Origin of the sequence: Glaciimonas soli (assembly GCF_009497155.1) — a bacterium.
Taxonomy (GTDB): domain Bacteria; phylum Pseudomonadota; class Gammaproteobacteria; order Burkholderiales; family Burkholderiaceae_D; genus Glaciimonas; species Glaciimonas soli.
Genome location: NZ_WINI01000007.1, coordinates 456,920 through 470,234, shown reverse-complemented (window position 1 = coordinate 470,234; position 13,315 = coordinate 456,920). Strand labels below are relative to the sequence as shown.

The window sequence follows — 13,315 nt, the reverse complement described above, 5'->3', positions numbered from 1 at the left end:
CTATTTTAGCGTTTGCGGGCGAGGGTCAGTCCATCACCTATAGGTAACAGCGACAGGTCGATGCGTTCATCGTGATGCAGCTTACTATTCAATTTTTGCAAGGCGACTGTATCGGCGCTTGTATCGCGAGTCGCCACCAAGCCATCCCATAAAGTATTGTCGATAGCAATCAGTCCGCCGGTACGCAGTAATTGCAGGCAACGCTCGTAATAGTCGTCGTAGCCGGTCTTGTCGGCATCGATGAACGCGAAGTCGTATTGGCCAGCCTCACCTGCGGCCAGACGGACATCGAGTGTTTCTAGTGCGGGCCGTATTTGTAGATCAATTTTATGTTTGACCTGTGCTTGCTGCCAAAATGGGAGTCCAATCTGGGTATATTCGTCGCTGATGTCGCAGGCTAACAACTTGCCATCATCGGGTAGCGCAAGTGCAACTGTTAGCGCGCTATAGCCGGTAAACACGCCGATTTCAATGGTGCGTCGCGCAGCCATGAGCTTGATCAGCAGTGTCATGAATTGCCCTTGCTCGGGCGAAATCTGCATGCCTGCACGCGGATGATTACGGGTGATATCGCGCAATGCAGTTTGTGCCGGATGTTCACGGATCGAATGATCTAATAGGTATTGGTAGAGTGTGTCGTCGAGATTGATTGTGCGGTTAGACATCTTGTTATTCTCCTGATTAATAATAAGTCGGGCGATGCGCATTATTGCCGTACGCCCTGGCTTGGTTAAACACCAGCACTACTGTATTTTCGGCATGACAATCAAGCCTCTTCGAAGCTTAATCTTCCAGATTCTCATGATGCGCAATCGCGCCACGCTTCCAGTACGCAGCTGCACGAATTGCGTGACGGGCAACGCCTTTTTCTTCCACCAGAACGCGACGCAGCGTCGCAACAGTGTTCGCTTCGCCCGCGCACCATGTATAACCATCGCCAGTTGGCAGAGTCAGTGCCCGGACTGCTGCTATCCACTGTTCCGCGTCATTGACCCAGTGTATATCGAGTGATGCTGCACTGTGTAGGGTGCGGCGGTCACTGACATCCGGCACCATTAGCACCACGATGGCGTGTGCGCTGGCAGGGAGCTCTTCTAATCGTCGCACGATCGCGGGCAGTGCGGTCTCGTCGCCAGTGAGCAAATGCCAATCATAATCCAATGGAATCACGAACGAGCCGCGTGGCCCAGCGATGGTTGCGCGTTGTCCTACGGTCGCTTGGGCAGCCCAGCTGGCAGCAGGACCATTGTTGTCATGGATGGCGAATTCCAGTGTGAGTTCGCCGGTAGCAGCGTCGTAGCTTCGCGGCGTATAGTCGCGCCGCACCATGGCATCGGTGTCCGGATTCAGGATGAGCTTGATGTGATCGTCGAATGACGCGCTGATGAAATCATTCAACGCTGCCCCAGAGAAAGTTACACTGCGGAAATGTGGGCTGACGGATGCGACTCGCACTACCTGCAAGTCGCGGAATTTTAGTTCATGGCGCACGCGTTGTACGCGTCCGACGGTACGGTCTATAATCATGAGTCTACTCTTTAAATTGATTGATAATGTCTCCTATAATGCGCAAATCAAATGACAAAGTCAACCATTCTGAAAAAAAATCGGAAGATGGGGTGTTGGATTTAATTCACACCATCATGCATCAATACCGTTCGCAGCAGTTTCAGGTGTTGCGCGATGGCGCCCACGACATTACACAGATGGAATATAAAGTCCTGAGCTATTTCGGTCATCATCCCGGGGCGACGCAAAGTGACTTGTCGCGTCATTCGGGGCGCGACAAGGCGCAATTGGCACGATTGATCAAGGGTTTGCGTGACCGCGGACTGCTCACCGGCGAGGCTGATGAAACTGATCGACGTAATACCAGATTGTCACTTTCAGAGACCGGCTTGTTGACACAGCGCACGTTGCAGCAGCAAGCCAAGCGGCTCAACGCAAAAGCGGTGCAAGACATGAAGGCTGATGAGCAGCGCGAACTGATGACACTTTTGCAGCGTTTGAAAAGTAATCTCGACGCCTGAGCGATAAGGGGCAGCGTTCAAGGCTAAAAAATAAGGAGTCCGTCATCCTCGCGAAGGCTGGGATCCAAGTTACGATTTCAACATGGATTCCCGCGTTCGCGCGAATGACGATTAAAAGATAGGTGCAGTGAATTTGCCAAAAGAATATTATTAAAAAATCGGCAAAATTTCTTGCGCGCTATTGCGTAAGGTTTTTCTTGCTGTTTCAAACTCAGGAAAAATAGATTGCACCGTCGCCCAGAAGCGCGGACTGTGATTCATTTCACGCAGATGTGAAAGTTCGTGGGCGATCACATAGTCAATCAATGGCAAAGAGAAATGCATCAGCCGCCAATTCAATCGTATCCTGCCGTCGGCCGTGCATGATCCCCATTGAGTAGTCGCCGAGGACAAGGCAAACGATTTAAAACTGACACCAAGCTTTTCGGCATATAACGGCAAACGTTCGCCGAACAAGCGCTTCGCCTCCAGCTGCAACCAGCCCAGCACACGATCTTTCAGTTGTTGTTCGCTCGCGGTTGCTGGCAGACACACGGTTAAGGTGCTCGCTGCCGCGTCGAACTGTATGCCAGCTACTTGTGCCGCATGAATGCGTAAAGTGATTTGGTTGCCCAGATAAGGCAAGGTGCCGCCATCGCGCCAATGCATCTGCGGTTGCAGACGACGCGTGGAGCGCTGGCGAAAATCGTTTAACTTGTTAAAAATCCAACGCTGCTTTTCATGAATCGCGTTTTCCACTTCGACCAGCGTCACCCATTTCGGGGCTGTCACACGCAATCCATCGTCACTAATTTGAAAGCCAATAGACCGTCGTTTGGAACGATTGAAAGTGTAATCGAGGGTCTCGGTGCCAATTTGCAGGCGCCGCTTGCCAGCAGCTAATGGCGTCGATGGCGTCGGCATCTGGTGCAACGGTTGTAATGATGGTGTTTGTACTATTTGCAATGCGTCATCCGACGCAGGGAGGTCGAACAGGTCTAACTGTCCGGAATGCGGCGTCGATTTAGGCGATCTTCTTTGCAATAGTTTCAAAGGCATAGTCGAGAAATAGATAACTTATTATTTCGTATAAACATGCGGGGAAATCACCCGCATTTCAGATTCTATCCAGGTTTCAACTTTCTCCATCAGTTGCTCACTAGTCAATCCTTCTGGCGAAATTGGTTTGCCGATTGAGACAGTGATAATGCCTGGTTTTTTGATAAATGAATTTTTCGGCCAGCATTCACCGGCATTGTGGGCAACCGGTACGACCACGGAATTGGTTTCTACCGCCAGTCGTGAACCGCCATGTTTGTACTTTCCCTTTTTACCCACTGGAATGCGGGTGCCTTCCGGGAACATGATAATCCATTGACCATCGGCCAAACGCTTACGACCTTGCGTGACCACTTGCGCGAATGCATCGCGCCCTTTGTTGCGATCAATAGGAATCATGCGCAGCATCGCAATACCCCAGCCAAAGAAGGGGATGTAAGTCAGCGATTTTTTGAAAACAAATACCAGCGGACGTGGTGTCAGGATTAACAGGAAAATCGTTTCCCATGCTGATTGGTGTTTAGAAAGCACAATCGCAGGGGCATCTGGAAAATTTTCTGCGCCTTTGACTTGATAATGAATTCCGCAAATCACCTTGGCGGACCAGATAATGAAAACGTTCCAGCGCGAAGTCCAGTAATAGCGTTTGGCGTACGGCAGTGGTGCAAACAGAAAACAAAACAAAGCCCAAATGACGGTGGCAATCGTCATGACGGTAAAGAATACCAAAGAACGTAGAAAATTGATGAAACGCGACATGCAAACTCCAGAATTTTTACTTCAGTTTTTCAACAAAAAATCGACCACAGCAGCCAAATCAGCGAACACTTTGGTACCAGGTGGCAGGCCGCCTTTTTCCAGAGTTTTTTCACCTTTGCCAGTTAACACTAGAAACGGTGTGCAACCGGCGACAAAACCTGCCTGCAAATCGCGTAGCGAATCGCCGACTACCGGGACCCCGATAGCCGAGTTTGTCGCTGAGCTGGCACGCAGATTTACGTCAAAGCGTTTGGCAATATCGTGAAACATGCCAGGTTTCGGTTTGCGGCAATCGCAATGATCGTCCGCGGCATGCGGACAAAAGAAAACAGCATCAATTTCAGCACCGACCAACTGCGCTGCGGTATGCATTTTTTGATGAATTGCATTCAGCGTTTGTATATCAAAAAATCTGCGTGCAATCCCCGATTGATTAGTCGCCACCACGACGCGATAATCCGCTTGATTCAGGCGTGCGATGGCTTCCAGCGAACCCTTGATCGGAATCCATTCCGCCGGGGATTTGATGAAAGCATCGGAGTCCTGATTAATCACACCGTCACGATCAAGGATAATGAGTTTCGTAGTTTGATTTTGACCCATGCTTGATTCCCTGTAGTTACTATTTAAGCCGCTAATTTGGAAATGTCAGCGACCTGATTCAGCATCACATGCAGATTGGATAACAAGGCCAGACGGTTGTTACGTAGTTTTTCGTCTTCAGCCATTACCATCACGTCATTGAAGAAGGCGTCGACTTGCGACCGCAACTGCGCCAACGATTTCAAGGCACTGGCGAAATCACCTTGTGCAAACGCCGCATCAACCTGTGGTTTGATCGTTGTCATCGCAGCGTACAGATTTATTTCCGCATCGTCTTGCAGCAAATCTTTTTGCACCGTGCCAATTTCAACGACATCATTCTTTTTCAGAATATTGGTAATGCGTTTGTTGGCAGCGGCCAAAGCTTCGGCTTCTGGCAAGGCAGCAAAAGCTTGCACCGCATCAAGGCGTTCGATGATGTTATTGAGAGTGTCTGGCTGTTGGGCTACAACGGCTTCGATTTCGTTCGGTGTATAACCGCGTTCTTTCAAAACGCCGCGTAAACGATCATATATGAAGGTCAATACATCAGCACTAGGGTCTTTGAAATGTGGATTGCCGGTGAACTGTTGTACGGCGGCTTCTAGCAATTGTGTCAGTGACACTGGCAAACGTTTTTCCAATAACATGCGCAACACACCCAAAGCATGGCGGCGCAATGCGAACGGATCTTTATCGCCAGTTGGCTGTAAACCGATGCCCCAAATGCCGATTAGTGTTTCCAGTTTATCTGCCAACGCAACGGCCGTGCCGGTATTTGTCGTCGGTAATGCATCTCCGGCAAAGCGTGGTTGATAATGTTCTGAAATCGCCAAAGCCACTTCATTGTCCTCGCCATCATGACGGGCGTAATACGTACCCATGATGCCTTGCAGTTCCGGGAATTCGCCGACCATGTCAGTCAACAAATCGGCCTTGGCCAATTCAGCGCCACGCGCGGCCAGTTTTGCATCACACTTCAGCAAATCAGCAATCGCCGTCGCCAGATTTTTGACGCGTTGCGTGCGTTCTAATTGACTACCAAGTTTGTTGTGATACACCACATTGGCCAGTAAAGGAATTCGACTTTCCAAGGTCTTTTTCTGATCTTGTTCAAAGAAGAATTTGGCATCGGCAAGGCGAGGGCGCACAACGCGTTCATTGCCTTCAATAATATGGCGCGGTGTATCGGTTGCCAGATTGGAGACGATCAAAAAGCGGGAACGCAATTTACCGGCAGCATCCGTTAATGCAAAATATTTCTGATTGGTTTGCATAGTCAAGATCAGACACTCTTGCGGCACGCTCAAGAATTCATCTTCAAAATGACAGGCATAAACTACCGGCCATTCCACCAACGCAGTCACTTCATCTAACAATGACTCCGGCATCAACACTTTGTCGTCGTCGGCAGTGTGCAATAAAGCGTTACGGATTTGTTCTTTGCGTTGGGTGAAACTGGCGATAACTTTGCCTTGGCTCGCCAATGTCTCGGCATAGCTGTCAGCATCTGCGATAGTGATAGCGCCATGCGACAAAAAGCGATGACCGCCAGTGATGCGGTCAGCGGCCAGACCGAGTAAAGTTAATGGCACTACGTCATCACCATGCAAAGCGACCAAACGATGCGCAGGGCGCACGAATTTGACTGTTTCGCCGGCGTTGCTGCCATGCTGACACTGATAACTCATTTGCTTAGGAATTGGCAGCTTGGCGACCGACTCTTCCAGCACGATTTGCAGGCCAGATTGCAGCGTTGCGCCTTTGGCTGTGTAATTGTAGAAATAGCTTTCGTTCTTGCCGTCAGCGCCACGTTCTAATTGATCGGGCGTGATAACGGTTACGCCGGTCTGTGCAGCTAACGCCGCCAGTTTTTTGATTAATGGTGCGGTCGGTTGACCATCCTTATCCAAGGCGACAGAAATCGGCAGTACTTTTTCGCGCATCGTTTTATCTAACGAAATATCGCGCACCTTGCTGACAGAAACTGCCAGACGACGTGGCGTGGCGTAGGTAGTGACGACGGAATCGTGCGCGAGGAAATCACGTGCTTTCAAACCGTTAAATATACCGTTGGCAAAGGCATTGCCCAGTTTTTCCAAGGCTTTTGGTGGGAGTTCTTCGGTAAAAATTTCAATTAAAAGTGTCTGACTCATACTGCCTCACTATTTTGTACACGGCGTTCTACAGTACTGGTGTACTCGTCGCCAAATTCTGCTAACAATAACGCAGCATTTTTATCGTTGATTTCCCACATCGGAAAGCCGAGTACTGCGCGCGAATCGTAATATGCTTGTGCCACTGCGCGGGACAGATTACGGATGCGTCCCATGTAGGCAGCACGTTCAGTCACGGAAATTGCGCCACGGGCATCGAGCAAATTGAAGGTATGCGCGGCTTTCAATACCATTTCGTAAGCTGGCAATGCTAACGGGACTTCTAGTAGTTTTTTGGCTTGTGCTTCGTAATTGCCAAACAATGGGAACAGGAATTCCGTGTCGGCATATTCAAAGTTATAGGTCGATTGTTCGACTTCGTTTTGATGGAATACATCGCCGTATTTCAATTGTTTTTTGACACCGTTTTCGATCCATTCAGTCCAGATCAAATCGTAAACATTTTCGACGCCTTGCAAATACATCGCCAAACGTTCGATACCGTAAGTGATTTCACCCAATACCGGTTTGCAATCGAGGCCGCCGACTTGTTGGAAATAGGTAAATTGCGTCACTTCCATGCCGTTCAGCCAAACTTCCCAACCCAGGCCCCAGGCACCCAGAGTTGGATTTTCCCAGTCATCTTCAACAAAGCGCACATCGTTTTGCTGCAAATCCAAGCCTAGCGCTTTAAGCGAGCCGAGGTATAGATCAAGAATATTTTCTGGCGCTGGCTTCAAGACCACCTGATATTGGTAGTAATGCTGTAAGCGGTTTGGGTTGTTGCCATAACGACCATCTTTCGGGCGGCGCGAAGGCTGCACATAGGCAGCACGCCAAGGCTCGGGCCCGATGGCGCGGAGAAAAGTCGCAGTATGCGAAGTGCCAGCGCCGACTTCCATGTCGTAAGGTTGCAGCAAAGCGCAGCCTTGGGCGTCCCAATAGTCTTGCAGCTTGAGGATGATTTGTTGAAATGTCAGCATGTATGTGTTCTTTATGACCAGTTGTCAGTTAAATTCGGGGTCAGTTTCTGATTCACTAAAAGCAGCGATTTTAGCGGGTTTTAGTGGTCTTTAGGGAGCGAGCTTAAGGCTGGGTTCGACGGCTGATCCACCAGCCGGCAACGAGCATCAATATTGATAATAAAAGCATCATCCAGTTACCCCATAAAATATATGGTGTCGTTCCGCTATAACCCTGTACCGAAGTGGTCAGGGTGCCAAGCGTTAAGAACGGTAATTGGCTCAGAACCTTGCCGTGCGGATCAATCACTGCAGTTGCACCGGTGTTGGTCGAGCGCAGCATAGGGCGGCCAGTTTCCAGCGCCCGCATTTGCGAAACTTGCAGATGCTGGGGTAGGGCGATGGTGTTGCCGAACCAGCCGAGATTGGAAATGTTGAGTAATAGAGTTGCCATCGGTTGATTTTTTGAACGCGCATCACCCAATTGCCCGGCGATTTCTTCCCCGAACAAATCTTCGTAACAGATATTGGGCAATACCCACTGATCTTTGACAGCGAACGGCGCCTGTACTTTCGCACCACGATTGAAATCACCGAGCGGGATGTTCATCAAATTCACAAACCAGCGAAAACCGTATGGGATGAATTCACCAAATGGCAACAGATGCTGTTTGTCGTAACGATAATCGGCTTGGTTAGTTTGTGATGGCGCTGGTGAAATTCCAAGCAAGCTGTTGGTGTAGGTGATGCCATCATTGTGCTGACTCACCAGCGGAATGCCCAGCGCAATAGTGCTGCCGCTTTTTTGCGCAAAGGATGCTAACGCAGGCAGGTAGTCAGGTGGTAACTGGGTTTGAAACAACGGCACGGCGCTTTCTGGTGTCGCAATCAGATCGGCGGGAGCCGCGGTAATCATGTTGGCATATAGCTGCAACGAGTCGTTGATATGTACCGGATCGAATTTGGTCTCTTGCGGCACATTGCCTTGCAATAGACGGACAGAGATAGCATTGCCGCTAGGGAGAGTCCACTCGACTTTATGCAGCGCTACGCCTGCGAACAAGATCAATACCGCAATAACCGTCGGTAACTTGCGTTGTAAAGTTTGTATCTGGAAGCGTAAAACCAGACAACCGGCAATGAAGGCGGAAATGGTGCCAACGCCATACACACCAAGCAGTGGAGCAAAACCGGCTAATGGACTGGCCGTATGCGCATAGCCGGAAATTAGCCATGGAAATCCCGTCAACAGCCAGCCACGCAGCCATTCACTCAGTCCCCATACCGCAGGGAAAATCAGCAATGTCAGCAGCGTAGGGGATGCTGACCAGCGCTGCCTTAACCAGACCGTCAATGCGGCAGCCAGGCTAGCGTATAAACCAACCGCCAGAGCCATCAAGCTGATTGCGCAGATGGTTATCCAGGCTGGCATGCCACCATAGTCGTGCAGGCTGATATATAGCCAATGTATGCCACCCATTGCCCAACCGAAGCCATACGCCCAGCCGAGTAGTGCACCGCGTTTAGCGGAGTCTATGCGGATTAGCAGCCAAACCAGACATGCAAGAGTCAGTATTTGAATCGGCCATAAGCCAAACGGTGCGAAAGCGAAGGCGTTGGTGGCGCCGATGAGTGCTATCAGTGGCAATAACAGGGAAAGTTTGAGAGGGGCGGAAAATATGCTGTGGCGAGCCATCATGGGATGTAGAAATTTTTAAATCCTTCTCTCGCTGACGAGAGAAGGGGGAAACCGCAAAGAGTACGGATGTTTTTTTAAGCTTCTTCTACAGATTGCACTTCTGGCAATTTTTCTACCAGCAACACATGCACCTGCCGGGGATCAGCTCGTTGCACTTCAAAATGGAAGTTTTTGATGTTGAAGGCATCGCCTTTGCGCGGTACCCGGCTTAAGTGATTGGCCACCAGGCCACCTATGGTATCGACGTCTTCATCAGAAAAATCGGTGCCGAGCATCTCATTAAACTGCTCAATCTCCGTCAAGCCTTTGATGCGCCAACGGGCACCATGAGCACCGGCTTCGATTGCCAGAATATTATCTTCTTCTTCATCGAAATCGTATTCATCTTCGATATCGCCGACAATTTGCTCCAGCACGTCTTCAATCGTGATCAAGCCAGCAACACCGCCGTACTCATCAACCACAATGGCCATGTGATTGCGATTGGCGCGGAAATCGCGCAGCAAAACATTAAGGCGTTTGGACTCAGGGATAAAGACCGCAGGGCGCAGCATGTCGCGCACATCGAAGGAGTCTTCGGCGTAATAGCGCAGCAAATCTTTGGCTAACAACACCCCGATGACTTTGTCACGCTCACCTTCAATCGCAGGGAAGCGTGAGTGCGCGGTTGATAGTACTTCCGGCATCCATTCTTCAATCGGCTTGGTGATATCGATCACATCCATTTGTGAACGCGGCACCATGATGTCGCGCGCAGACAGATCGGAGACTTGAAACACACCTTCAATCATCGACAATGCGTCGGCATCTATCAGATTGCGCTCATGCGCATCTTGCAAGACGTCGAGCAGCTCGGCACGATTTTCAGGTTCGGGGGAAATGAGGGCGGTCAAGCGTTCAAACAATGACCTGTGGGGTTTAGCGTCAAATGATTTGACGCTACTAGAGTGCTCTGGCATGGGGGCGTAAGCCGTAGGTTCGGAGTAGTTGAGACGGCAATAGGATACAACAAATATGTGAAAGGACGATGAAATGCATTTAAATTGTTATTTAAATCACATTAATTCTGTTCTTTGTAAGGATTGGCAAAACCCAAATCAGCTAACATTTCAATTTCTAATGTTTCCATTTCGTTAGCTTCTTCATCATTCTCATGATCATAACCTTGCGCATGCAGCACGCCATGCACAATCAAATGCGCGGCATGTTCAATCACAGATTTATCTTGTTCGGCCGCTTCGCGTTGTAGTACGTCGGTGCATAAAATGATATCGGCTTGTGTCGTTTCCGCGTCTTCGTCTTCGGTATAAGCAAACGTCAGTACGTTAGTGGCATAATCTTTTTCGCGATAGTCACGATTCAGTACCTGACCTTCTTGCGCATCAACAAAACGAATTGTGAGTTCGGCTGGTGCTAATAATGCAGCCTGTACCCAGCGACGAATCAACGGGCGTGTGACGAGATCCTTTAAACGTGGATCAGGATATTGCACCGATAAAGAAAGTTTATTTTTTTGCGACATTGCGGCTCCGAGCGCGTTTTGTGATGCCGGTTTCAGTTGGTACGACTGGCTTAACTGATTTTGCCGAGGTGGTTTCGATGACACCATGGGTTGAAGCAACTGGCGCTGCTTCTGCTGCCGCCTCATAGGCATCGACGATGCGCGCCACTAATGGATGACGCACTACATCCGTGCTGTTGAAGCGCGTGAAGGCAATGCCGCGCACATCTTTCATGACATTCATGGCGTCGATCAAACCGCTTTTTTGCCCGCGCTGCAAGTCAATTTGTGTGACGTCACCGGTAACCACGGCTTTGCTGCCAAAACCGATGCGGGTTAAAAACATTTTCATCTGTTCAGGCGTGGTATTTTGCGCTTCATCCAGAATAATGAACGCGTGATTCAGCGTGCGTCCGCGCATATACGCCAGCGGAGCAATTTCGATCATCTGTTTTTCAAACATTTTTTGCGTGCGGTCGAAACCTAGCAAATCATAAAGTGCATCGTATAACGGGCGTAAGTAGGGATCGACTTTTTGCGCCAGATCGCCGGGCAAAAAGCCCAGTCGTTCGCCGGCTTCGACCGCCGGACGTGTCAAGACTATGCGTTTGACCGCATCACGTTCTAACGCATCAACCGCACAAGCTACCGCCAGATAAGTTTTTCCAGTGCCTGCTGGCCCGATGCCGAGCGTGACATCATGTTCCAGAATAGCGCGGATGTAAGCACTTTGGTGCGGTGTACGGCCACGCAAATCAGTACGGCGTGTTTTGAGTACAGGACTTTCGATATCGGTGCGCGTAACGTCAAGTTCGGTTTCATTTTGGGCGCGAGTGCCAGCAGTTTTATGGGACTGCGGAGTTTGGCCAACGCGTTGCTCAACCAATGCCAACTGGATTTCATCTACTGAAATCTCTTTGTTCGCGATGGGATAAAACTGTTCCAGTATTTTGATAGCGTGTTCTGCATTATCGCCAGTAGCGATGAATTTTTCGCCACGACGAAATAGCGTTACGTCGAGCGCCGCAGAAATTTGTCGCAGATTTTCATCCAGCGGCCCGCACAAATGTGCCAATCGTGTGTTGTCGATCGGTTGTGGGGTAAAGTAGTGTGGCTGAGTAGGGGTTTTGGTTTTCAAGTGTTTTATGAATGTGAGTCGATGAATGAGTAGAGTGATAACGGTATTTTGTCACCACCTGATTCAGTTTCTAGTTCTTATCACTAATGATCATTTCACCACGCAACGTATATTTAAATGTTTCGGTGATATTGACATCGATCAATTGCCCGATCAAACGCGTACCATTCGGTCCGCCATCAAAATTGACTACGCGATTATTTTCAGTCCGACCTTGCAATTCGTCAGGATCTTTTTTGGTTGGGCCTTCGACCAGAATTCTTTGTACCGTACCAACCATTTCTGCACTGATCTTGATCGTATTTTCTTTAATCACTGCTTGCAGATGTTGCAGACGTTTGAGTTTGACATCTTCCGGGGTGTCATCTTCCAGATTCGCCGCTGGCGTGCCGGGGCGCGGGCTGAAAATGAAGCTGAAGCTGTTGTCATAACCAATTTCATGAATTAGTTTCATCAGCGCGTCAAAGTCCTCGTCTGTCTCGCCCGGGAAGCCGACAATAAAATCGCTGGAGATGCAAATATTCGGACGTACTTTCCGCAAACGACGGATCACGGATTTATATTCGAGTACGGTATAACCACGCTTCATCGCCGCCAGAATTTTGTCGGAGCCATGCTGAGCCGGCAGGTATAAATGATCGACCAGCTTAGGCACCTTTGCGTAAGTATCGATCAGGCGCTGCGTAAATTCTTTTGGGTGGCTGGTAATAAAGCGTATGCGTTCTATGCCAGGAATTTCTGCGATATATTCGATCAACAGAGCAAAGTCGGCAATTTCGCCATCCGCCATCAAGCCACGGAAAGCGTTGACGTTTTGGCCCAGCAAGCTGATTTCTTTGACGCCTTGTTCTGCCAACCCAGCGACTTCGGTCAACACATCTTCAAAGCGGCGCGAGACTTCTTCGCCGCGGGTATAGGGGACAACACAATAACTGCAATATTTGCTGCAGCCTTCCATGATGGAGACAAACGCCGTCGCACCGTCGACTTTGGCCGGTGGCATGTGATCGAATTTTTCGATTTCGGGAAAGCTGATGTCGATTTGTGAATTGCCGGTCATGCGACGCTGCTTCAACATTTCCGGCAAGCGGTGCAGCGTTTGCGGGCCGAATACCATGTCGACATACGGCGCACGCTTGACGATGGTGGCACCTTCCTGTGATGCCACGCAACCGCCGACGCCAATGATCAAATCGGGATTTTGGAACTTCAATTCACGGATACGACCAAGATCAGAAAATACCTTTTCTTGCGCCTTTTCGCGAACTGAACAGGTATTGAGCAGCACCACATCAGCATCCTCCATGCGATCAGTTTTGATCATACCTTCGGACGCGTTTAATACGTCGACCATCTTGTCAGAATCATATTCATTCATCTGACAACCGAAGGTTTTGACGAAGACTTTCTTTGGTGCTGCTGGTGCTGTTTTAGCCATCTGCTTTTCTAA

At 49.5% G+C, this 13,315-nt stretch carries 13 protein-coding genes; 1 reads left to right on the top strand and 12 read right to left on the bottom strand.

Going from position 1 to position 13,315, the window contains the following annotated elements:
• Positions 1-5 precede the first annotated feature (5 nt).
• On the bottom strand, positions 6-665 hold the full coding sequence (locus GEV47_RS14335; protein WP_153235427.1) for a class I SAM-dependent methyltransferase: 660 nt from the start codon (positions 663-665) through the stop codon (positions 6-8).
• Positions 666-783: 118 nt separating this feature from the next.
• On the bottom strand, positions 784-1,527 hold the full coding sequence (locus GEV47_RS14330) for a siderophore-interacting protein (protein ID WP_153235426.1): 744 nt from the start codon (positions 1,525-1,527) through the stop codon (positions 784-786).
• Positions 1,528-1,565: 38 nt separating this feature from the next.
• Between GEV47_RS14330 and GEV47_RS14325 the strand changes: the two genes are divergently transcribed.
• Positions 1,566-2,030: a MarR family winged helix-turn-helix transcriptional regulator gene (locus GEV47_RS14325; RefSeq protein WP_153235425.1), complete on the top strand. Its 465-nt coding sequence runs from the start codon at positions 1,566-1,568 to the stop codon at positions 2,028-2,030.
• A gap of 150 nt (positions 2,031-2,180) precedes the next feature.
• Here the strand turns inward: GEV47_RS14325 and GEV47_RS14320 are convergent, their stop codons facing one another.
• The 10 genes from GEV47_RS14320 to miaB all read right to left on the bottom strand — a co-directional run bounded on the left by GEV47_RS14320 (position 2,181) and on the right by miaB (position 13,303).
• A complete protein-coding gene (locus tag GEV47_RS14320; RefSeq protein WP_407646248.1) occupies positions 2,181-3,062 on the bottom strand; it encodes a M48 family metallopeptidase in 882 nt (293 codons plus the stop codon).
• Positions 3,063-3,089: 27 nt separating this feature from the next.
• Positions 3,090-3,827: a lysophospholipid acyltransferase family protein gene (locus GEV47_RS14315; RefSeq protein ID WP_153235423.1), complete on the bottom strand. Its 738-nt coding sequence runs from the start codon at positions 3,825-3,827 to the stop codon at positions 3,090-3,092.
• Between the two features lie 21 nt (positions 3,828-3,848).
• Positions 3,849-4,430: a D-glycero-beta-D-manno-heptose 1,7-bisphosphate 7-phosphatase gene (gene gmhB, locus GEV47_RS14310; RefSeq protein WP_153235422.1), complete on the bottom strand. Its 582-nt coding sequence runs from the start codon at positions 4,428-4,430 to the stop codon at positions 3,849-3,851.
• Positions 4,431-4,453: 23 nt separating this feature from the next.
• Positions 4,454-6,565 (bottom strand): glycine--tRNA ligase subunit beta, encoded by a 2,112-nt coding sequence (gene glyS, locus GEV47_RS14305; RefSeq protein ID WP_153235421.1) that lies wholly within the window; start codon positions 6,563-6,565, stop codon positions 4,454-4,456.
• Positions 6,562-7,548: a glycine--tRNA ligase subunit alpha gene (glyQ, locus tag GEV47_RS14300; protein WP_153235420.1), complete on the bottom strand. Its 987-nt coding sequence runs from the start codon at positions 7,546-7,548 to the stop codon at positions 6,562-6,564. Before glyQ ends, glyS begins: the two co-directional genes overlap by 4 nt.
• A 103-nt stretch (positions 7,549-7,651) precedes the next feature.
• Positions 7,652-9,226 carry an apolipoprotein N-acyltransferase gene (gene lnt, locus GEV47_RS14295; protein WP_153235419.1) on the bottom strand — a complete coding sequence of 525 codons (1,575 nt, stop codon included), beginning with the start codon at positions 9,224-9,226 and terminating at the stop codon, positions 7,652-7,654.
• Between the two features lie 74 nt (positions 9,227-9,300).
• Positions 9,301-10,185, bottom strand: coding sequence for an HlyC/CorC family transporter (locus tag GEV47_RS14290; protein WP_153235418.1), 885 nt, complete (start codon positions 10,183-10,185; stop codon positions 9,301-9,303).
• Between the two features lie 101 nt (positions 10,186-10,286).
• Entirely contained in the window at positions 10,287-10,748 is a 462-nt protein-coding gene (ybeY, locus tag GEV47_RS14285; RefSeq protein WP_153235417.1) for an rRNA maturation RNase YbeY, read from the bottom strand.
• Positions 10,732-11,865, bottom strand: coding sequence for a PhoH family protein (locus GEV47_RS14280; protein ID WP_153235416.1), 1,134 nt, complete (start codon positions 11,863-11,865; stop codon positions 10,732-10,734). Before GEV47_RS14280 ends, ybeY begins: the two co-directional genes overlap by 17 nt.
• A 70-nt stretch (positions 11,866-11,935) precedes the next feature.
• A complete protein-coding gene (gene miaB, locus GEV47_RS14275; protein WP_153235415.1) occupies positions 11,936-13,303 on the bottom strand; it encodes a tRNA (N6-isopentenyl adenosine(37)-C2)-methylthiotransferase MiaB in 1,368 nt (455 codons plus the stop codon).
• Positions 13,304-13,315 lie beyond the last annotated feature (12 nt).